The sequence below is a fragment of the Cytobacillus sp. ABV4_503 genome (assembly GCF_056158445.1).
On the sequence record NZ_JBSWTH010000001.1, the window covers coordinates 2,814,746 to 2,837,514 of the forward strand.

Here is a 22,769-nt window from a genome sequence, read left to right on the forward strand (position 1 = left end):
CCATCCCCCCATTTCTATGCGATCTATCTTTCAACTTTATCAATAAAAAACATCTTTATCGCGGACGCGACTTGAAGTACAAATATAAAGAGGACTGTTGAACCTCCAAGGGCTGCTAAATATTTTACTCCGTCAACCCCTTGTGCTCCACCAGCATATGCCACCATGATAAATGCTATCGCAGCAATCGAAAGTGCCCAAAGAAGCTTTTTCCACTTAGCAGGTTCCTCGTCATGACGTATATTCTCGGTACATAACGATGCAATGGTCCGAACCATGGAATCGGCAGCAGTTGCAAAAGAAAGAATTAGGGTTATCATGATAACAGGAATTAATATACTGCCTAGAGGCAAATTAGCTAAGAAAGCCCATAGTCCAGCAACTGCTCCGCTTTCTGTTATTGTCCCAACCAGATCCACCACGTCATTTTGCTGCCAGAATAATGCCGTTCCTCCCCAGATTCCAAACCAGATGATGCTAAATACAGAGGGTAAAATCCAATTGATCAGCATGAACTCTCGAATGGTTCTTCCATGCGAGATAATAGCCAGAAAAATTCCCATTAATGGTGCATATGCTATCCAGATGGCCCAGTCATACAAAGTCCACCACATGACAAGCGCTTCCCCGCCCATGTCTATAGGATCCAGTCCCCAAGACCAGAAATTCTGAAGCCAATATCCCATCCCTGCAGTAGAAGTGCGCAGTATATATAGAGTGGGACCAACAATTATGATAGTAATTAAGATAACATAAAAGATTTTTGCATTTACATCAGATAAGATACGAATCCCTTTATCTAAACCTTTCAAAGCAGAAAGTGTAAATGTACCAGTTATTAGGAAGGTTAATACCAGCCAAACAACAGGTCCCTGCTGAATTCCATAAGTTGTCTCAATTCCTGAGCCAACAAGAGCCAACCCTGCACCAAGTGAAGATGCTAGACCTAATGCAATGGCTAGTACCGACAAAGTATCAATGATGCTCGTCCAAATACCCTTTGTCACCTTGTCTCCGAATAAGGGAATTAACGTGGCTGTAACCGAGAGAGATTTTTTACGATTAAAGTACATGTACGCTACAACGAGGCCACTTAAGGAATACATGGCATAAGGTATAAAGCTCCAATTATAGAAGCTTCGCCCCATTGCAAAAATTGCTGCTTCTGTGGTTCCTGGGGTGATTCCGGTTTGCTCCATTTCTCCATAAATATTCCCAAAATAGATAATGGGTTCATTGACCCCATATGTGATAACACCTGTTGCAATCCCCCCTGTTAATGCCATCGCAAACCAAACAGGGAATGAAAACTTTGGCTTTGCATCATCTCCCCCCAGCCGCACTTTCCCAAGCTTTGTGAACGTGACCAGTGCAACAATGACCAAAGCTACTATAGAAATAATTTGATAAAGCCAGCCTAATCCTCGTAATGAACCTAAAAAACCATTCATTGAAATGTCAGTCAGCATTTTGTTGTTTACGATCCCCAGAATAGCCCCTCCGCCTACAATCAGGAACGCTGGCCAGAAAACACCTTTACGTGTTTTCCTTTCTGTCTCAACCATTATCTCTGGACTGCTTGGCTTACCCGTTTCTAAAGACATGACAATTCCCCCTTTTACAAATTAAATACAAATAAAAATACATTAAAGGGTTCGGCCCCTTTTTACAATCCTGAAGTAAGTAAGATTTGATTTTCTCTTAACAGCCCTGCCGAATTTACTTAATTTACCGTGCTCCCTGCGCAACTGTTCTTTTAAAAAAGCTTCATACCTAGTAAGATAATTACACTTTGTTACTAAAACGGTGTACTCACCAACTTCCTGCTAATTTACTGAAAATTATAAATTATACAACGTTTGATAAAAATGCACCTTCGTTTTGAACATCAATACATTTATTTGATATTTAATTGTGTCTATCATGGAAATCTATAATTATTTTAGTTTTCTATATTTTTTTTAGATGAACCAGAGAAATTATATGTACTATTTAATTAATCGATATTCTCTCGGTGTAAAGTAAGTAGTTTCTTTAAACAGGCGTGCAAAATAATTGGGGTTATGGAAACCAACTTTATACGATATTTCTTTAATTGAAAATTCCGTAGAAGTTAAAAGTCGTTTTGCCTCTTGAATTCTTACATTAGTTAAGATCTGCCGGAAAGGCGTGCCGTGCTTTTTCATTAATAAGTGGCTATAATATGAAGGGTTCCTGCCGACTTCTTCAGCAACTATCTCCAATGATAAATCTGGGTTACTATAATTTAATTCAATAAACCTGATTCCTTTTTCTATTACATCATTTTTAGAAACTGCTTCTGCCTGAAGAGCACAATCAATTATTTGATAGATAAATAAAAGCATTTCCTGTACGATTCGAAATAAAACGCTATTGTTTAATATTTCAGAGTATATTTTCATATAATCACTTTCCAATTGTTGTTTGTCGAGCTTATAGGTCTTCATAAAACGCCTAATCTGGGCTAAAATACTAGTCAATCTTGTACGAAGGTTTTCTGGATTTGGAAAAGGTGTATGAATATGTGAAAATTCATCATGCATCCATTCTTTTATTTTTGGCTTATCAAAACTGTTCATCATATTTATCCACTCACGTTGTTCATTTGGAGTCAAAAAGGGATCAACTTCACACCAGGTTTCATATCCATTTTTCGGAAAGATGACCTGTCTATAACCAATAAAAAAAGTCACTTTCAACAAGCTTCTTGCCCTTAAATATTTTTCATGAACGGAACCGCTTTCAATACCTCCAGGGATGATGACTGCTGCTAACGGCTCAAAATTCAACTCTTCCCAATCTCTTAAAATTTTCCAAGCCTCTTCTTTCAGTCCCCCGTTAGTGCCTCTGAAAACACAGACAACAGCGTCCATTAAAGGCATAATCACCGGGGGCTCCATAAATGAGTAAAAGCTTATGAATGCATTTAATTCTAATACACCTTGATTCTCTGTTTGCAGAAGCATAAGGGATGCATCAGATTCCGAGAGTTCATCCTGTAAGAATAAAGTACGATAAGAATACTGATTATTTTTTAAGACTGATGATGCAATATCGGCTGGCTCACGATGTACATCGTGAGAAATGGCCATTTGAAGGCAGCGTTTAATTTTAATCGGGTCAAGTGGCTTTACAAGCAGATCAACGCTTTGCCATTCAAGAGCTTGTTTAGCTCTTTCAAAAGTTGCTTCTGCCGAAACTGAAATCACCTTATTGCAGAATCTTTTGACAATTCTTGTCATAGAGGCCCAATTTTCATTCGGAATCATATCAATCTCAATATATAAAATATCAGGCGCTTCTTTTTCTAACAATGTCATCGTTTCCTTCATCGTGCTAGCTGTAACTACTTGATGTATTGGGAGTGAGTATGCTGAAATAAGCCATTCAATTGCTATTCTTTCATGCTGGTCCCTTTCAGAAATTAATAACTTCATAATCGCTGCACCTGCCAATCCTAATTTGAAAAATGTTAAACTACTAAGTTGTAAAACTTTTTTATTTAGTATAAAGGAAATTTTAATAAATAAACTATTTTTCGATAATTACAACCAAACGAATCCTATGACAATATTTCTTACTATAATTCTCTTATTGACTTGGCAATATATGATCTAATGGTTTTGGTTAGGCTAACTAGCTGCAGGATTTAATTTTTTCAGCTTGTACGCCACATAAGGAGTATTAAGACAAGATTCTAATTTTAGCCCTTTTACTAATAATGACACATGGTGATTCCTTAATCTGAATATACTGCAATGAATCCTATTGCAAAGGGGCGGAGAGATGACTTGGAAGAAAAAGCCGGAATTAACGAATGATCAAATGCTGAATGTGGTTCATCACGGCCTACAAAAGACACGGACGCCAAAGCATATCGTCATAGTTGGTTCAGGTATGGCTGGTCTGGTGGCAGGTTCTTTATTAAAGGAATCCGGGCATAAGATTACCATTCTGGAAGCAAATGACAGAATTGGCGGACGTGTTTATACCATGCGCTCCCCTTTCAGCAAAGGATTATACTTTAACGCAGGCCCAATGAGGATACCTCATATCCATTCTCTGACCTTATCCTATATAGAAAAATTCAAACTCCCTATAAATGTATTTATTAACCGCACTCCTATGGATATACTATACGCAAATGGCATCAAAACTCGGCTTGAGGTGTATGAGCGCTATCCAGGCATATTAAATTTCCCCATTCATCCTAATGAGAGAGGAAAATCGGCTGAGGAACTTCTGCTGACAGCGTTACAGCCTTTTATTGACTTTATCAGCAAAGACCCTGCAAGAAATTGGGCCATTTTGGAAAGCCAATATAAGAAATACTCTTTTGGCTATATATTAAACCTTTATTTTTCCGCTGGCGCGATTGATATGATCGGTGTGCTGCTGGATTTGGAAGCCTTTATGGGAATGTCTTTCACTGAAGTTTTACGTGAGCTGGTCATTTTCACTGCTCCAGGAACTTACTATGAAATAACAGGCGGAATGGACAGATTGCCAAAGGCTTTCCTCCCTCAATTGAAAACTGATATTCATCTCCACCAAAAAATGACGGGAATCATTCAGGGCACAAACAGCGTGGCCATTCAATTATCCCATCAGCAAACCAAAGAGCAATCCACTATAACCGGAGACCTTGCCATTGTCACTATCCCCTTTTCAGCTATGCGGTTTGTAAATTTAGAACCCTTTCATTCATTTTCCTATTTCAAGCGGAGAGCTATCCGCGAACTTAATTATATGGCAGCAACTAAAATTGCCATTGAGTTTAAGTCCCGGTTTTGGGAAATAGCAGGCCAGCTTGGCGGCAAAACAATTACAGACCAGCCGATTCGATTTACCTATCTGCCAAGTCCTGGGATTGGCACAAGCGGCCCTGCCATCCTTATTGCCAGCTATACCTGGGCGGATGAGGCTCATACATGGGATAGTCAGCCGGAGGAAAAGCGTATTCAATATGCACTCAAAAACCTGGCGGAAATTTACGGTAATATCGTTTATAGCCAATTTGTTAGAGGAGCTTCATACAGCTGGGCACTGAATCCATATGCCTCTGGCGGATTTTCATTCTTTGAACCCGGACAGGAAACCGAATTGTTTCCCGGTATTGTTTCACCGGAGGGGCGTGTCCATTTTGCCGGAGAGCATACATCCAAAACCAGGACATGGATTCAAGGGGCAATCGAATCCGGAATACGAGCTGCCTATGAGGTGAATGATTTGCCTAAGTAAGGAATGTTCAATTACATGGTGTAATGGCGAGTGATCGCAGCTTTATCGGCGAAATTATAAAGTTTTGAGCGAATCGGCAGTTTTTACGGCGAATTTCCAAATTTATGAGCGAAATCGGCAGTTTTATCGGCGAAATTCCAAAGTTATGAGCGAAATCGGCAGTTTTATCGGCGAAATTCCAAAGTTATGAGCGAAATCGCAGTTTTATCTGCGTATTTCCAAAGTTATGAGCGAAATCGCAATTTTATCGGCGAACTTCCAAAGTTATGAGCGGAACCTCGGCATTTTAGGCGACAGATTGCCAAATTATTCTTGTCTGATAATTAGCCGGAAGAAAAGGCGATCTCTCCAAAATTGGAAGATCGCCTTCATAAAACTATTCCTGCTTTCTATTTCTAATCTCCTTCTGGACCTTTCGCAGCGCCTTTTTCGAACCTCTCTCCAAATCATGCTGCCGCTTCCGTTCATGGTAACTGGTAAATAAGGTATTCATATCATACCCTTCTGGATATAGCTCGCTTGCTTTAATGTCCAATTCAATCCGTTTACTGTTCACTTCCACTATTTCATCTTTATAGAACAGCTTGATGTTATTGAATTTATCTATTGGCTCATACACAATGGCGTAATCATCCTGGCTGATCATTTTCACACGGTCACCGATGTCATATTGATATACTTCTGCAGTCTGATTTACTTCTATCACTGGTTTCTTTACTTTGTTCTCTTTTACTGCTTCCAGATTATAATCCTTGTTTTCAATATACATTTGCGCTCGCTTCAGGACATGTTCGCGGATATTCATCTTTCTGGAAATCCAAAGCGCATTGCTCTCTCCTGATTCGCCTATTAAGAGCTTATACATCGGCTTCAATTCGGCACTGTCGAATAACATCGCAGCATTCATAAAATCATCATGCATTTCAGAATAACGTTTAATCTCACCGTAGTGAGTAGTGGCAATCGTAATGCATCCCATATGATAAAACTCTTCCAGAATGGCAATGGCTAAAGCAGCACCTTCATTCGGCTCTGTTCCGCTTCCAATCTCATCGAATAAAAGCAGCGTATTATTCGAGGAAGCACTCATGATCTCTGAAATGTTCTTCATATGGGAAGAAAACGTGCTAAGGGCATTCTCTATGCTTTGATTATCTCCAATATCAACAAACACATTGTCAAAGATGGCGATTTCACTTCCCGGTTTCGCCATAATATGAAACCCGGACATGACAGCAAGAGTGAGGATTCCGATTGTCTTTAATACGACGGTTTTCCCGCCTGCATTAGGACCTGTTATGATTAAACTTCTATAATTTTTCCCGATTTCAAAATCCAGCGGGACAATGTTTCCTTCTAATAAAGGGTGCTTGCTGCTTACTAATTTGATATACCCATAATTATTAATCTCCGGTTCAATCGCGTCCGTACTTTTGCTGTACTTCGCTTTGGCAAAAATCATGTCGTACTGGCTGATGCATTCAATATTGATGCGGATCTCATGAATGGATTCTAGAATCGCTCCGGAAAGCGTGGCTAATATTTGATATTCCTCTACCGACTCCTCCGATTTTAGCATCGCCAATTCAACATTAAGCTTTGAAACTGCATCAGGCTCAATGAAAACAGTCGAGCCTTTTGAAGATGTTTCGATAACGGTTCCGGCTACCTGATTTTTAAAAGATGCTTTAATCGGAATCGTAAAACGGTCATCCTTTTTGCTGATATATGATTCTTGAATGTATTCTTTATTTGCTCCACTGCGCAAAAACTTGTTCAATCGTTCTTCGATTTTCCCTTCTGTTTTCGCTATGTGATTTCTGATTCGTTTCAGCTCTTTGCTGGCACCGGAATCAACCATGTTTCCTTTAATCGCATATAAGATCTCTTCTTCAATATGTCTAAATTCAGTCATAGATAGCGCATACGTGTACAGGACTGGAGCAAAAAATTCTTTATCAGCCATAAACTTTTTGATTTTCCGGCAGCCTCTTAAAAAATCGGATACCGCATTTAACTCGGAGGGAGTTAATATGATGCCTTTTTCCAATTTTTCAATATGGCTTGTGATATTGGAAATGCCTGTTAATGGCAAATGCTTTTCGGCGTCCAGCAGCCTTCGGGCCTCGCTTGTTTCATTTAAGCGATTGCGGACGGCTTTCACATTTGGACTCGGCTGCAGCCGGTCGATTAACTCTTTCCCTAAACTGCTGACGCAATGCTGTTTCACTTTATTCTTCAATTCGTGGTATTGTAATTTTTCAAAAGTCATATTATTCATTTTCTCTGCCTCATTCCAAATAAAATAGCCCGCAAAAGCCTTCCCCACCGCCAATATTAATTGGGCAGAAAGCTTCCGCGGGCGTACTATTTCGAACAGGCATAAACAAACTAAACCCTGAAGCAGGCTTAGTGTCTTAAGCTAGACGAATATTTAGAAATGGAAGCAGTCTTATAGTAGGTATTCAAACAATTTATGTTTGAAAAAAAGGCATTCTTAATAAACTGGCTAAAACCAGAAAATAAACACCTTATTCAACTAATAACAATTAGTTGACACCTACTACCGACATACTTCACCACACCTTTTTGTATTATGAAATTAATGTAGCACGGAACTGCCAGTCTCGTCAAACTGCATATGGAAATATTTACGCAATCATTCAAAAAGAAAGTGCACCTTCCCCAAAAGGCGCACTTTCTTTGAATTTAATTCTTTACTCTGTTTCTTCTTCAGTTCCTTCTTCTGTTCCTTCTTCAGTGCCTTCTTCAGTTCCCGTATCTTCAGTTTCTTCTGTGTTAGTCTCTTCAGGATCCTCTTCATTGTTGCAGCCTGTAGCCACACCTGTAATCATTAAAACTGCCATCATAGCTAATAACCATTTTTTCATTTCAAATTCCTCCTTGGCTGCTATATTTGTTACAGTAGTAATCATAGAAGAATCCAAACGGAAATAGAAGGTCGTAATCCATTTTTTTACATACATTAACCTTCTTTTAAGAAAGTTAATAAAAATAAAACATAGGTTTTTCAAATAGCGGGACTAAAAGCCCTTCACAAATGGGTACCTTGAAACTCATGGTCTAAGTTATTTTCGGGTAAACTGCTGGCACTCATTCTCCCCCATCGTCGCCTCCATCATCGATGTCTCCTGTATTACTTTCATCGCCGTTCCCAGCATGATCGGCTTCATCAAAAAATCCTTTAATAGAATCCAATTTACTTTTATTTGTATCCGCACTTCCATTCGAGTGATGTGCATTTAAAAAACTCTCTAAAGTAAATACCTGAACCGCTAGTTTTTTATGTCTGGTAATAAAGTAAAGACAAGGGATTATAATCAGCAAGATAGTAAGTGTAAGAATCCAGCCATTAATCACTGCAGCAGCCTCTCCTTTTTTTCTATGACCCTATTAATTTTCAACTCCCACTAGCTCATTTTTTTGTAAGAGTCTTTTATTTTATGAAATGGAATTAACACAAATGGCTGATTTGTATGTGTGAATTGCTGGATTCCATTCTGGTTTTCATCAGGCAAAAAGGATGTTCGTCCCCATTTTTTGATTAACCACCCTTCACAGCCTGCCGGGATCATTCCCCAGTTTTCTTCTTTAATATCGTCTAAAAAAGGATAAAACCCGCCAAATACATTGTCGAGTATACCTATTACCCGGCATGGTTTACTTACCTGGATCCGATAAAGTTTCTCTTCTTTGAATACAGATGCCATAATAAATAATCTCCTTCTTAGATATATTTTGATATCTTTACTTCTATTAAGCCTCTTTTTCGCGGAAAATTACTCTAACCGTATTCCTTCTATTTTTATAAATGGTTTCCAATCGAATATACAGCATCGGTTTCTCAGCTCGTCCCTTAGCCCTGGGATTCAACTTCTTTCTCCTTCACATGCTTCATATAGACAAGATTATTGACACCACTTTTTTCACTATGCTTTTGAGGTATACGCATAAACTCTGCAAATCCCAGTTTTTCATAAAGCTTGATGGCATTTGTATTGGTATCTGCTACCTCTAGTACATATTCGCAGTATGAAGTTGAATCCATTATGGTCCTTAGCAGCTCTGCCGCCATACCCTGTCCTCTATAATTAACCGACGTTGCCACAAATTCGATAGCACCCATATTTTCAGAAATTTGAAACGGATATTGTTTTTTCTCAAATTCTTTTCTGAGAATGATATAAGCAATACTTCCCATGATTAAACCAAGATGCTTTCTAAATTCACTATATTTCAATTTCACTGAAGGTGTATTGTTTGTACAGGCGGCTATAGCCGAAATATGATTGTCAACTGCAGTTGTATAGAAGACCTCTGTATTAAACATATGGGCAAATGTCCTGTAAAGTTTAGCTTTATCCTTTGAAAAATAATTCAGCCATTGATAAAAGCCGTCTACAAAAATGACACTCATCTCATTTCTTATATTTCCTTTTGCTTCACAAGCACGAATAATATTCATAGTCGATCCCTCTATTCTTTGTGGATGTTTAAGCTTGATAAATAAAAAACACGTAATCTATACACTGAGTTTACCTGGATTTAATATTCAGAGGATATGATTGGTTTAACAACGAATGAGGAGGCAGTATAAATGAATATGCGTGCAGTATTTATTGATATGGATGGTACACTCCTGAAAGCCTCAAACTGCATTTCCCGCCGAAATATGGAAGCCATTTATCGGCTCATAGATCAGGGAGTCATGGTGTTTCTGGCCACTGGCCGTCACTATGAGGTAACTGCTCCCTACCATAAAGAAATTGGGTTACAAACTCCGATGATCTGTTTGAATGGTGCCGCTATTCACGATGCAGAGACAGGAAGAGCAACGCAAATAAAAACCGTAAGATTGAATGAAGAACGCTTTCACCATCTGACCGCAGAAAGTCCATGTAATGTTATGATCCACACAGCAGCTGGGCTATATTGTAAGGAAACAAATGAAGAAATCGATTATTGGACTCAAATTGGGCAAATTCCGCCGCAGTATATAGGAGATTTAAGACAGGCAACTTATCAGGATGTTCTTAAATATAGTGTTCGAACAGGTTCACCAAGTCCTGAAATATCCGCTTTGTTTAAAACGGAAGCAGGAGTCATCGAATGGAATGACGGGTTTGAGCTGGTTGCTCCTGATGTTTCCAAATGGGCTGCTATCAAAAGCTTACTTAACGAACTTGGGATCAGCCCAAATGAGGTCGCAGCCATTGGAGACGGACCCAATGATATAGAGATGCTTCGTAACGCCGGTACTGGTGTGGCAATGGGGAACGCTGGCGACAAGGTTAAAGCCGCAGCTGATTTTGTTACGGGACACCACGAAAATGATGGATTAGCTGAGTTTATAGAACGTTATCTTCTTAAATCTTATGCGATTTAATGTAATTTAATAGTGACTTTTCGTAATAAAAAAAGACAGGTGTAATTAGTACCTGTCATTTTTTTATTGCAATATTTTTATTTTAGTAAGGGTTACAAATACTAACCCATCACACGTAATACCACATTACTCAGCAGGCTGCATTCCGCTAAAGCCCTTTCCCCATTATGCACCGATAATTCTCTTTACCTTTAGCACCCTCTCAGGATCAATTGCATGCTCATAGCTGGATTTCACACGGACTCCTGTACCGAAATGAACTTCAGATACAGGCACCTCATCCAAAAATGCACGGATATTTTCAATTGAAAGCCCCGCGCCCGCCATGATCTTTAAATGACTATTTGCTGTAAGCTCATGCAGGCTCTTTAGTCTTTCTGCTGCATCTGCAGCACTTCTCCGGCCTCCGGATGTAAGAATTCTCGAAATTTGCGGATACTGCTTTAGACTTTCCAAAGCTGCAAATTGATCATCAGCCTCATCAAATGCCCTATGGAAAGTTATATCCAACCCACCTGCTGCATCGATTAGCCGCTTTAAATGATCGTTATGTACTTTATGGTCAGGTGTGAGAACGCCCAATACTACACCTGCTGCTCCTGATTTATTGCATATTTTAATATCCTGAATCATAATTTCAATGTCTTCTTCCGAATAGCAAAACCCGCGGCTGTGCGGACGTATCATCACATTCACGGGTATCCTTAATTCCCTGCACACTCTTTCAATGACACCATAGCCTGGTGTCAGCCCCCCCTCTGAGAGACCGGTTACCAGTTCAATTCTGCCTGCGCCGGCTTCCTGGGCAATTAGCGCATCACTTAGGGTATCTGCGATCACTTCTATTAACATGTATGTATCTCCTTTAATAGTGCTGGAATTTACTTAATTTAATGGCAATTTCTCTGACTGGAATATTTCCTTTATAGATCCCACTTCTATTCCAGCATCATTTCGAATAACGGAAGGTCTCAGGCTTCTCAGCTTTTTTATGGTGTCATGATTGCTGTAGTGTATTTGTTCAAGAATAGATGCTACAATGTTTGGCCAGACGTCCTCAGATCCATTTAATACTTTGAGCGCAAATCCAGCCCGTTCTTTTTTTAGTCCGAAGCAATACACACCCTGCGCTCCGCCTTTAGCTACAATATTCTTGTCTTCCAATAAAATCGAACAGATAAAATGCTGTGAGGCAACCATATTAAACTGGTTATTCATAATGCCTGTCATCTTAATAACTGCCTGCTGCAGCCGAGGATCTTGAATCAGATCGGGACAAGCCAGCTTCAGGTATACTTCAGACATCCTATTTAAAGGAATGGCAAAAACGGGCGCCCCGCAGCCATCAATACCAATATGAATAGCAGAGACGGGGATGCCCGATAAATGAGAAAGAATATCCATGATGTGCTTTTGCAATGGATGGTCTTCTTTCCAGTATCCCTCCACTGGAAATCCCCATTCACGGCATACTGTAATAAATCCCATGTGTTTGCCTGCGCAATTGTGATAAAGCTTCCTTTTCTGTTTCCCTTGTCTGATCATCTCTTCTCTTGGCTGTATATTTAAAGGATAAGATGGAGGGCAATAAAGTTCTTCTTCCTTTACAGGGAGTTTGGTTAACATGGATTCAAGAGCCTCAATATGATAGGGCTCTCCCCGATGGGAGGCTGTAAACAATGCAGCTTCCTGCTCTGTTAATCCGTACTTCTCAATTATATCAGTCAGAAAGACCGGCAGCGCCTGGATTGGCTTAGATGCAGAGCGAAAGTATGTGTAATGCTCTTCATCACCAACCTGATAAAAGGATTCCAATTGATCATCCACACCGCAAATAATCCCGGTATGTATATTCTCAACGATCCCTCCCCTGACTTCCTCTACTAATGCAGTAAATTTCAATTCAGTTCTCTCCTTAAAATTGGCTTTTCTACTCAAGCTCCAGCATAAGATTTTGGGCCTGTATGGCCGAACCTAGCACAACTCCATAATCACTTAATTCTGAATATACAATTCTTACTGTCTGCTTCAACGGCTCCCATATATATAACTCGCATTTTTGCTCAATGGCTTCCTTCATTTCAGGCAGTTTTTCAATCGTATTGCCGCTTAGAATAATGACTTCAGGATTATATAGACAGAGGAGATTGCTGATGGCCAAAGCAATATAAGTGGAGGCTCTATCCATAATATTTAGTGCCCAGGGCTCTCGGTCCCGATAGGATTGGAACACATCTTCTATAGAAGAAATATCCTTCACCTTCCTGCTGTCAGCAAGAATCGCTCCTTCAGAAATATAGGTTGCGAGACAGCCTATTTTGCCGCAATTGCAGACATTGCCTGTAGGGTCAATCACCGTATGCCCGATTTCTCCTGCATTATTGGTTTCCCCTCTGTAAATTTCTCCATTAAGCATGATAGAAGAACCAATTCCGGAACCAATTCCTACTAATATGGAATTCTGCGTATCCTTCGCTTTGCCTGTAAAGCTTTCAGCCACAATCTTCATTTTTAATTCATTATCAACAATGACATTAAAAGAGGTAAGCTTTTGCAGATCTTCAGCCAGGCTTGCATCTTTCCACTTTAACTGATCCGATACCTTCACAATACCGTTTTTATAATCTATATATCCTGGCAAACCGACTGCCAGGCCCATTATTTTAGCAGCAGGAATCTCGTTTTCATCCATGATCTTTCGAATGACCGCATTTATTTTTTGAAGCGTTTCCATATAACTCTCTGATTCATTTCTTTTACTCTTATGTAATGAAACCATTTCTCCAATATAATTGACAATACCAATCTTCAGCAGGGATTTGTCAATTTCAATGCCAACTGTATAAAACACATCACCGCGAACTTCCAGCAAGGTTGCTTTTCTCCCTACTCCGGATGCAACTGCTTCTGTTTCCCTCAGGTAACCCTGCAGCTGAAGCTCAGTGACAATTCGTGTTATGGAAGTCGGGCTCATCCCCGTCATTTTTGCAATATCAATTCTCGATATAGGAGATTTGGTCTTTAAAATATCCAGAACTAGATTTTTATTTTGTCTTTTCATTAAAAGCTGATCGTGCTTCTCCATTATCCTACCTTCTTTATGCCTGCAGATTTAGACTTCCAACTCTGAAGGTGCATTTAAAGAATCGTGTTGACTCTTGCCTTCATTGGAAAAACCAACATCATCCTTTAAAACTTAATCACTTTTCTGTGCAAGTCCGGTAAAGCTTCCAAGAGAGTAATCCCTTTTGGAAGCTTACATTGGAAATCCCTATCTCATTATACACTTTGTTCAAAGCATGAATCCATTTACCTAAAGTTTTTAATGAATCCTACCGCTTCTGAGATATCACTTATTGGATTTTGATTCACTTCTCTTTCAATCGTCAAGTACCCTTGATAATTAATTTCGTTCAAAGCATTGAAGTAAGCCCCGAAATCAACTTCTCCCTTACCGAGCGGCATCTCCCTAAAATACTCACCTGTGGCAACCATTTCGGCAATTTCCTCATGGTCTGTGCCGCCGCCATATCCAAGAAACCCGTATACATCACGGGGATCAGCAGGCTTTAGCCTCTTTCCATCCTTCACATGTGTGTGGACAATATAATCCTTTAAGAGCCTGACACCATCTGCCGGGTCATCTCCGGTTACCATCACCATATTCGCCGGATCGAAATTAACTGATACCCCATTCGTGCTCAGAGTATCCAAAAAGTTTTTAAGCCTGGCGGATGGTTCAGGACCTGTCTCAATGGCAAAGTAGGCATTCATGCTTTTTGCGTAAACAGCCAGTTCTTCACATGCTGTCTGCATGGCTTCATAGATGGGGCTGTCCTGCACTTCAGGAATAATGCCAATATGCGTCGTCACAATATTTGTTCCCAATTCTGCTGCAAGATCCAAAATGCGTTTGGATTTTTCGATCTTCATTGTATTTTGCTCAGCATCCTGAAACCCATGCCCCCCAAGGTCGCCGCAAAGGGCAGAAATTTCAAGACCAATGGATTCCAAATAGTTCTTAAGATGTTTCCGGGAGTTCTGATCCATATTTTCAGGAGCCATTTCTCCTTCCACCGCATATATTTGTACACCATCAGCCCCCATATCCCTGCAGACTTTAAGTCCTTCATACAAGGGCATCCGCAGGCTATCCACCATCACACCAATTTTATTTGAGAGTTTTACAGTCTCCATTTTAAGCAAATGTCACCTCGCTTTTCTTATCAGCCGCTTCATAAATGCCAGCGAGGATCTTCATCATTTCCACCCCATCTTCAACGGGCGCCAGTGGATTTGTTCCTGTTATGCAGCTTGATACAAAGGAATCGATCTGATTCTGGAAGGCATTGGCAAAATCAAAAGTTAAATGATCCATCTGCGGATGAATATTTAGGATTGTGTTATTTTCTTCACTTACAATGGCCAATTCAGGCTCAAGTTCTGCGCCTCCTTTTGTGCCATATAATTTGACTCCAATTTCATCATGCTTCGCATGAAGTGTATAGGATACATCAACAAATAAAGAGGCTCCGTTCTCAAACGTTATAAGGGCATTTGCTAAATCTTCTACTGTATTACGGTCTTTTTGATAATCTGCCGCTTTATAAAAGCGCAAATTCTCGACATTCCCTCTGTTCCCCAGCTTGCTGTACACATTCCCGGAAATCGACTTCACTTTAGGGCGGCCCATTAGGTACCAGCATACATCGATGACATGGACACCAAGGTCAATTAACGGACCTCCCCCAGACCGATCCTTGTCTGCAAACCAGCCCCCGGGATTTCCGAGACGGCGCAGGCATGATGCTTTTGCATAGTAAATGTCACCTAAAGTTCCGTTGGCAATAAATGATTTTAATACTTTTGTATTTGTAGCAAACCTCCGTACGAAACCTACCTGCAGGGTTTTCCCGCTTTTCCTTACAGCTGCTTCCACTTTTAGCGCTTCTTCCACATTCATGGCCAAAGGCTTTTCTACCAGAACGTGTTTTCCAGCGTTTAGTGCTCCAACAGAAATTTCCGCATGGCTATTATTCCAGGTGCAAATGCTTACTGCATCAACATTCGGGTCATTATACACTTCTCCTATATTCCCATATACACGGCTGATTCCATACTCCAGCGCCTTCGCTTCCGCTCTTTCCGAAGAATAATCAAAGACTCCGTGCAGTACAGCATCAGAATTGCCGGCAAAGGACTTGAAGTGCATATCAGATATCGATCCGGCTCCTATAATACAGACTCTTAAAGGCTCCACTTTCTTCACCCTTTCAAAACCGGCTTAGAATCATTCACTGCCTGCACTTCATTCCATAACCTTCTTACGTTATCCATGCCAATTTTGGAACCGGTCCTGCAATCCTCCATGCCTTCAAATTCCACTGTTAGATAACCGTCATAGCCGGATCCTTTTATCAATCTGATAATCTCACGTATATTTAGATCTCCGTGGCCAACGATGGCTCCGCGCAGATAGTTTTCATTTACAGTTCTGAACCAGACTCCATCACCCGGGTTCTCAAAATATGGGCGGACATAGAAATCTTTTAAATGGACCGTTGCTGCGTATTTTAGATTCTTTTTTACCCCAACGAGCGGATCCTCATCAATGCACAGGAAGTTGCCGACATCGAGAGTTGTTTTGAAGTTAGGACGGTTAACCGCATGAATAACACGCTGTACACGGTCGCTCGATTGGACATTGAAACCGTGGTTTTCAATGGTTGTCGTAATGCCGTATTGTGCTGCGTAATCTGCGATTTGACGGCTTCCTTCTACTAACTTATCAAAATGCTCTTCAAAGTAGTGAATCGTCATTTCTTCCGGCTTCAGCTGAAATGCTGTTACATCATGGCGCATAATCTTAATGCCCATGAGATTAACGATATCCACATGTTCCTTCAGCCTCTCCACTTCTTGTTCGAATGCTTCCTGTGTTGGCTGGACAAAATTTGCCGGCAGGGAATAGGCAGAAAGTTCAATCCCGGCTGCTTCTGCTCTCTTCTTAATTTGTTGTGCCAGCTCCGCATTATCTACAACTGAAAAACCATAAGGGACAATTTCCATATGCTCCCCGCCATTTTCGGCAATCCAGTCGATCACATCCAGAACCGTCATATTGCCATCTCTTAATTCTCTTACTAAACTGTACGTGCTAAGTCCAACCTTCATGAAAATCCTCTCCTATTTCTTATATTTTTATAGTGAATTCGCAGGAATGCTGATATACCGCCAAGTGACCGATATATTAAAAATGTGACCGATAAAATATAATTCTGACCGATATCTCCGAAAACTGACCGATATAATTAAAAGTTGACCGATAAACACGGCAAAGTGACCAATAAATTCCTGCAGAGCGAAAAACCAAGAAAAATCTCATTGAATCGGCTCGTTTGGCTAATCCATTAAATGACATGCAACAAAATGATCATCAGCCAGCCCTTTTTTCACCTCTGGTTCCACTGTTCTGCAAATATCCATACAGGCAGGACACCTCGTATGAAAGCGGCAGCCGGAAGGCGGGTTAACCGGGCTCGGCAAGTCTCCCTGCAGGACAATCCGCTCCCTTCTCAGCCTCGGATCCGGGACTGGCACAGACGATAACAGTGCTTTTGTATAAGGATGCTGCGGATTTGAGAAGATGACATCCTTTGGCCCTGATTCTACGATGGTGCCAAGATACATGACCCCGATGCTGTCGCTGATGTGTTCGACCACACTTAAATCATGAGAAATAAATAGATACGTAAGATTGAATTCAGTCTGCAAATCCTTTAGTAAGTTCAGGATTTGAGATTGAATGGAAACATCAAGAGCGGATACGGGTTCATCAGCTATTATGAGCTTAGGCTTCATAATCAGCGCCCTGGCTATGCCGATCCGCTGGCGCTGGCCGCCGCTGAATTCATGGGCATACCGGTCGGCATGATGTTCTGTCAGTCCTACGACTTCCAGCATTTCGCTGACTAATCTATGCCGTTCGGCTTTTGATAGTTTCGTATGGATCACAAGAGGTTCGGCAATAATCTCTCTTACTTTCATTCTTGGATTAAGAGATGCATAGGGATCCTGAAAGATCATCTGCACCTTTTTTCGTACCAATTTCAGCTGTGATTCTTTCTTTTGTGAAATTTCTTCGCCATCAATCCAGATTTCACCGTGGCTGGGAGTCAGCAGCCTTGAGATCAGCCGTCCTGTTGTAGACTTGCCGCACCCGCTTTCTCCAACGAGACTGTATGTCGTTCCTTGCTCGATGCCGAACGACACATCATGAACTGCCTTTAATGTTCTCTTTTTGGCAAACATGCCGCCCGGAAGCGTGAATGACTTTTTCAGCCCGTTTATTTTCAGCAGTGTCTCAGGCATATACATTCTTCCTCCCTTCTTCAATCATCCAGCAGCTGCACATTCTCCCATTCCCCAAATCAGTGGCATTCGGCTCTTCCTCCAAACAAATAGCCATGGCCTCATTGCATCTTGGCGCAAATTTGCAGCCCTTGGGCATATTACCGGGATCGGGCACATTTCCTTTAATGGATGTCAGTTTATCCTTTCTCTGTCCGATTTTTGGAACAGATCCTATCAGTCCTTTCGTATAAGGATGCTTAGGGCTTTCAAATAAATCGAAAACATTCGCTTCCTCTACTACCCGGCCTGCATACATGACTGCTACCCGGTCACACATTTCCGCCACTACACCCAGATCATGGGTAATTAATAGAACGGACATGCCTTCCTCACGCTCGAGCTGTTTCATCAATTCCAGTATCTGCGCCTGAATCGTTACATCCAGTGCAGTCGTCGGTTCATCTGCTATTAGAAGCTGAGGATTGCAGGACATGGCCATGGCAATCATAATCCTTTGCCGCATTCCTCCAGAAAGCTGATGGGGAAATTCATAAACGATTTCTTCCGCCCGGGGAATCCCCACTTTCTTTAAAATAAAAATCACATGCTCCTTCGCCTGTTTTTCGTTTAAATCAAGATGCAGCCGGATGGGCTCCAGCAGCTGTTCGCCTATTTTCATGACGGGATTTAAGGAAGTCATCGGCTCCTGAAAAATCATGGCCATTTGTTTTCCCCGGATTTTTCTCATTTCCCTCTCTGATTTATGAGTAAGATCCTCGCCTTTGAAGGAAATGTTTCCGCCCGATATTTCTCCGCTTGTGCCTTTAAATAATTTCATGATCGAAAGGGAGGTTAAGCTTTTGCCGCAGCCGGATTCCCCAACGAGCCCAAGTACCTCTCCTTTATTGATATGAAAACTGACACCCCGCAAAATTTTCAGCTTTTGCTTATCCTTTGTAAATTGCGTCTCCAGCTCGCTTATCTGCAATAGCTTCTCCATTTTCTTCAATCTCCCTTACTCATTCTTCGTTTTAGGGTCCAGGACATCCCGGAGCCCATCTCCGACAAGATTGAAAGCAAGCACGGTCAAAAAGATCGCTAATCCCGGCATCATGACAACATGGGAAGCTGTTCCTAAATAATCACGGCCAAGGCTGAGCATAGCACCCCAATCCGGTGTTTCAGGACTGGCACCGAGACCCAGAAAACTCAGGCTGGAGGCCGCTAAGATTGCCGTTCCTATTCTCATCGTAATAAACACAATTAAGCTTCCAAGTGTTTCAGGGAAAATGTGCTTGAACATAATCCTCCGGTGCGAGGCTCCCATTGATTTCGCCGCTTCGACAAAGACGGTCTCTTTCCCCTCTAATGTCGAACCCCTCACCAGTCTTGCAAAAGATGGGATGCTGAAAATGGACACGGCAATTACCACATTTGTTAATCCAGGTCCTAAAATGGCCACAATGGCGATTGCCAGCAGCAGATCCGGAAACGCAAACATGACATCACTGCCGCGCATAATAAGACGATCCAGCCAGCCGCCAAAATAACCGCTCATTAGTCCAAGAATGATTCCTCCAGCCGCTCCCAAAAAAACAGCCAGAAAACTCACACCAAGTGAAATTCTCGCACCGACGAGCAAGCGGCTGAAAATATCGCGTCCGTATTCATCCGTGCCTGCCCAATGTTCATTGCTCGGACCCTGCAGCGTCGTATTGTAATCGGGCTCATATGGATCATAGGGTGCAATATAGGGCCCAATGATGGCGATGATGATTAGCAGCAGGATAAAAATGCTTGCCCCAAATGCCATTTTTTGCTTTTTCCAATTCTTAAAGAATTCTTTAACAGGTGAGTATTTTTTCTTTGGAATCACTGGGGTATAGGCATTAACTTCTTTTATGATTTCCATGATTCCCCTCCTCTAGGAAACGTAGCGTATCTTCGGATTCAGCATACTGTACATGATATCTACTATTAAATTAACGAGAATAAATTCAATGGAAAAAAGCAATAGTTCGGCCTGGATGACTGGATAGTCCCTGAAGGCAATAGAATCAATCAGCAATCGTCCCATCCCCGGAAAACTAAAAACAGTCTCCACAACAACCGATCCGCCCAGCAGAAAGCCAAACTGCAGTCCGGCAATGGTTACGACGGGAATTAACGAGTTTCTCAATGCATGCTTTGGAATGACTACAGATTCCTTAAGACCTTTCGCTCTGCCCGTCCGGATAAAATCTGCCCTTAACGTTTCAAGCAATGATGACCGGGTAAACCTGGCAAGCATGGACATGATGCCTGCCCCTAAAGTGATAGAAGGCAATATATAGCTCTTCCAGCTCTCAGCCCCCCCTGTTGGAAACCACCCAAGCTGGACAGAAAAAATCTGAATAAGAATCAATCCAAGCCAGAATCCCGGCATGGAAATTCCCGAAACGGCTGTGACCATCCCAAGATAATCCGGCCATTTATTTTTGAATACCGCTGACAGTGTGCCTATTAACAAACCCAGCACCAATGCCCAGCCCATACTCATGAATGTTAAATAGATGGAGGGCATAAAGCGGTCTGCAAACATCTCTGATACCGGAAGGCCTGTTTTTAAGGACGTCCCCAAATCTCCTTGAAACAAATTGCTCATGTATGTAATGTATTGATCCCAAATCGGTTTATCCAGCCCCAGTTCCGCCCTGATGATATTGACCTCATCAAGAGTTGCATCCTTTCCGGCAACTAATCTGGCAGGATCTCCAGGAATTAAATGTGTGAAGAAAAAGATTAATATGGAAACAATAAATAGGATTGGGATCATTTCCAGGATTCTCTTCAAGATATATTGAAGCAAAATGAAAACCCCTTTCTTAAAAAGGAAGAGGCATCGGGTATAATAAGCCTTTGCCTCTTCTGCTTGCCTTGCTTTTACTTAAGGTTCGCGTCAGTCACATTAATTCCGCCTGTTGGAGAAATAAAGACGCCCTCGACATTGGACCTTGAACCAGCCAGGATCTCATCTACCCCCAGGAAGATCCAAGGTGCATCTTTGTAGATCGTTGATTGAATATTGCTGTAGATTTCTGCCTGCCTGTCAGGATCTGCAGTTTGATTTACCTCTGTAATCCACTTATCTACATCATCATTTTTGTAGTATGCAGTATTCGCTCCATCCGGAGGGAATGAGCTGCTGCTGAACAATGGCTTCGTAGCATTAGTGGTGTCGGAAGGATACGCAGACCAGCTGACATACCACATTTGCACCTTTGCATCTTCCGGTGTCTGAGCTCCATAAATTTCATCAGACAGCGTGCCTTCTTCCATTGACTTAATCTCAACGGTAATTCCAATTTCTTTTAATTGCTGCTGGATAAACTGCATTCCCTTCAATGTGTCGGAATTGGTGTTCCCCCAAATTTCAGCATTGAAGCCATCTTCAAATCCAGCCTCTTTCATTAATTCTTTGGCTTTCTCAATGTTGTGATCATAGGTTTCCTGTTTGGAGTAAAACTGGGTTTTGCTAGGAATAATCGAGTCCAGCGGCAAGCCGTAGCCGGAATTGACAACACTTATAAATGCCTCTTTATTCACAGCATAGTTAATGGCCTGGCGAATACGGACATCATCATACGGTTCTTTCATCGTATTGATGGATACATATCGGGCAATCGTGGAAGGAATTTTATGAATTTCAACGTCTGAATTGCTCTCCAATTCCTTTAGGTTTTGTACTGGCGCTGGATAGATCACATGTGCTTCGCCTGTTTTCAGCATAGCTACACGAGAGCCATTTTCCGGAACAGGCTTGTACGTAATCTTTTTCACACGATCAGCCTTATTCCAATAATCATCAAATCTTTCAACTGTTAAATGGTCCCCCTGAACCCATTCCACAAACTTGAATGGACCGGTGCCAACCGGTGTTTTGCCGATATCGCTGGAAGAGTCATTGATCAGCTTCGGGCTTAGGATTTTAGCGGAAACAAATCTTGTCAGCATACCTGCATATGGTTCTTTTAAAGTGACTTTAATCTGATACTCATCAATTACATCAATGCTGGTAATAAGATTAAATCCGCGGCTGTTTAAACGAAGGCTTTCATCCTTCATAATCCTTTCAAAGCTGGTTTTAACCGCCTCTGCATTAAACGGCTCCCCATCATGGAAGGTAACACCCTGACGAAGCTTGAAAGTATATTCCAGTGCATCATCACTGACACTGTATTCCTCAGCCAGCTGCGGAATGATTTGTCCCTCTTCATCCGATCCCAGTAACCCCTCCAGCATGGCAGTCTGGACTGAATTTGAATTCGTATCGCCCGTATTATGCGGGTCCATTGAAATGAAGTTTTCATTAACAGCAATGACTAACTCCTGATCCTTGCCGCTTGCTGATTTCCCTGAATTCTCCTTTTCAGAAGTTCCGCCGCTTTCTTCGCTGGAACAGCCAGCCAGTAAAATCGCAGATACAAAAGCAACAAACAGCATTTTCCACACGTTTACCCTTCTCAAATTGCTTTCCCCCTCGAACAATTTTGTCTTTTTTGCTTTTCTCAGATGTTTAATCTAAAAGAGCTTAAAATCGACAATTATTTTCACCATGTTAGTAAATATGTAAAATAATCTATGTATTTTCGCTATTTAAAGGTTATTTACATATTATTTTCTCCACTGATGAAAATAATTAAATTCATTATAGATTGATAATCTCGTAATTTCAATAGTGAATTCAGAAAATTTTATATTTTTAATT

General features: G+C 41.3%; 20 protein-coding genes. 2 read left to right on the forward strand and 18 right to left on the reverse strand.

The window, feature by feature from the left end:
- Positions 1-23: 23 nt before the first annotated feature.
- Positions 24-1,604 (reverse strand): BCCT family transporter, encoded by a 1,581-nt coding sequence (locus tag ACXAD1_RS14020; RefSeq protein ID WP_206844737.1) that lies wholly within the window; start codon positions 1,602-1,604, stop codon positions 24-26.
- Positions 1,605-1,988: 384 nt separating this feature from the next.
- Positions 1,989-3,458 (reverse strand): helix-turn-helix domain-containing protein, encoded by a 1,470-nt coding sequence (locus ACXAD1_RS14025; protein WP_206844735.1) that lies wholly within the window; start codon positions 3,456-3,458, stop codon positions 1,989-1,991.
- Between the two features lie 388 nt (positions 3,459-3,846).
- Here ACXAD1_RS14025 and ACXAD1_RS14030 point away from each other — a divergent pair, with 388 nt between their 5' ends.
- Entirely contained in the window at positions 3,847-5,262 is a 1,416-nt protein-coding gene (locus ACXAD1_RS14030) for a flavin monoamine oxidase family protein (protein ID WP_474911314.1), read from the forward strand.
- A gap of 376 nt (positions 5,263-5,638) precedes the next feature.
- Here the strand turns inward: ACXAD1_RS14030 and ACXAD1_RS14035 are convergent, their stop codons facing one another.
- The 5 genes from ACXAD1_RS14035 to ACXAD1_RS14055 form a co-directional block, all read right to left on the reverse strand.
- Complete coding sequence (locus ACXAD1_RS14035; protein WP_474910382.1) at positions 5,639-7,543, reverse strand: endonuclease MutS2; 1,905 nt, start codon at positions 7,541-7,543, stop codon at positions 5,639-5,641.
- A gap of 436 nt (positions 7,544-7,979) precedes the next feature.
- Complete coding sequence (locus tag ACXAD1_RS14040; RefSeq protein ID WP_370222963.1) at positions 7,980-8,153, reverse strand: hypothetical protein; 174 nt, start codon at positions 8,151-8,153, stop codon at positions 7,980-7,982.
- Positions 8,154-8,376: 223 nt separating this feature from the next.
- Positions 8,377-8,643 carry a hypothetical protein gene (locus ACXAD1_RS14045; RefSeq protein WP_206844724.1) on the reverse strand — a complete coding sequence of 89 codons (267 nt, stop codon included), beginning with the start codon at positions 8,641-8,643 and terminating at the stop codon, positions 8,377-8,379.
- Positions 8,644-8,693: 50 nt separating this feature from the next.
- Positions 8,694-8,993, reverse strand: coding sequence for a hypothetical protein (locus ACXAD1_RS14050; protein ID WP_370222964.1), 300 nt, complete (start codon positions 8,991-8,993; stop codon positions 8,694-8,696).
- Positions 8,994-9,139: 146 nt separating this feature from the next.
- Positions 9,140-9,748, reverse strand: coding sequence for a GNAT family N-acetyltransferase (locus ACXAD1_RS14055; RefSeq protein ID WP_370222965.1), 609 nt, complete (start codon positions 9,746-9,748; stop codon positions 9,140-9,142).
- A gap of 132 nt (positions 9,749-9,880) precedes the next feature.
- On the opposite strand from ACXAD1_RS14055, the gene ACXAD1_RS14060 reads away from it, so the two are divergent.
- The gene (locus ACXAD1_RS14060; protein ID WP_197204514.1) at positions 9,881-10,669 is read left to right on the forward strand and encodes an HAD family hydrolase; all 789 of its coding nucleotides are present in this window, start codon (positions 9,881-9,883) and stop codon (positions 10,667-10,669) included.
- Between the two features lie 165 nt (positions 10,670-10,834).
- On the opposite strand, the gene ACXAD1_RS14065 is transcribed toward ACXAD1_RS14060, so the two are convergent.
- The 11 genes from ACXAD1_RS14065 to ACXAD1_RS14115 form a co-directional block, all read right to left on the reverse strand.
- The gene (locus tag ACXAD1_RS14065) at positions 10,835-11,521 is read right to left on the reverse strand and encodes a copper homeostasis protein CutC (RefSeq protein WP_370222967.1); all 687 of its coding nucleotides are present in this window, start codon (positions 11,519-11,521) and stop codon (positions 10,835-10,837) included.
- Positions 11,522-11,554: 33 nt separating this feature from the next.
- Positions 11,555-12,571 (reverse strand): asparaginase, encoded by a 1,017-nt coding sequence (locus tag ACXAD1_RS14070; RefSeq protein WP_206844713.1) that lies wholly within the window; start codon positions 12,569-12,571, stop codon positions 11,555-11,557.
- A gap of 28 nt (positions 12,572-12,599) precedes the next feature.
- Complete coding sequence (locus tag ACXAD1_RS14075) at positions 12,600-13,754, reverse strand: ROK family transcriptional regulator (RefSeq protein ID WP_206844709.1); 1,155 nt, start codon at positions 13,752-13,754, stop codon at positions 12,600-12,602.
- A 224-nt stretch (positions 13,755-13,978) separates the two neighbouring features.
- Positions 13,979-14,866 (reverse strand): sugar phosphate isomerase/epimerase family protein, encoded by an 888-nt coding sequence (locus tag ACXAD1_RS14080; RefSeq protein WP_474910383.1) that lies wholly within the window; start codon positions 14,864-14,866, stop codon positions 13,979-13,981.
- A 1-nt stretch (position 14,867) separates the two neighbouring features.
- Positions 14,868-15,929: a Gfo/Idh/MocA family protein gene (locus tag ACXAD1_RS14085; protein ID WP_474910384.1), complete on the reverse strand. Its 1,062-nt coding sequence runs from the start codon at positions 15,927-15,929 to the stop codon at positions 14,868-14,870.
- Between the two features lie 5 nt (positions 15,930-15,934).
- Positions 15,935-16,843, reverse strand: a complete 909-nt coding sequence (locus ACXAD1_RS14090; RefSeq protein WP_474910385.1) for a sugar phosphate isomerase/epimerase family protein — start codon at positions 16,841-16,843, stop codon at positions 15,935-15,937.
- 228 nt (positions 16,844-17,071) lie between these two features.
- A complete protein-coding gene (locus ACXAD1_RS14095) occupies positions 17,072-18,040 on the reverse strand; it encodes an ABC transporter ATP-binding protein (RefSeq protein WP_474911315.1) in 969 nt (322 codons plus the stop codon).
- Positions 18,033-19,022, reverse strand: coding sequence for an ABC transporter ATP-binding protein (locus tag ACXAD1_RS14100; RefSeq protein ID WP_474910386.1), 990 nt, complete (start codon positions 19,020-19,022; stop codon positions 18,033-18,035). The genes ACXAD1_RS14095 and ACXAD1_RS14100 overlap by 8 nt, the downstream gene beginning before the upstream one ends.
- A 15-nt stretch (positions 19,023-19,037) precedes the next feature.
- The gene (locus ACXAD1_RS14105) at positions 19,038-19,934 is read right to left on the reverse strand and encodes an ABC transporter permease (RefSeq protein ID WP_048007855.1); all 897 of its coding nucleotides are present in this window, start codon (positions 19,932-19,934) and stop codon (positions 19,038-19,040) included.
- A gap of 12 nt (positions 19,935-19,946) precedes the next feature.
- Positions 19,947-20,870: a glutathione ABC transporter permease GsiC gene (gsiC, locus tag ACXAD1_RS14110; RefSeq protein ID WP_048007856.1), complete on the reverse strand. Its 924-nt coding sequence runs from the start codon at positions 20,868-20,870 to the stop codon at positions 19,947-19,949.
- A gap of 74 nt (positions 20,871-20,944) precedes the next feature.
- Positions 20,945-22,528 (reverse strand): glutathione ABC transporter substrate-binding protein, encoded by a 1,584-nt coding sequence (locus ACXAD1_RS14115; RefSeq protein WP_206844698.1) that lies wholly within the window; start codon positions 22,526-22,528, stop codon positions 20,945-20,947.
- Between the last annotated feature and the right edge of the window lie 241 nt (positions 22,529-22,769).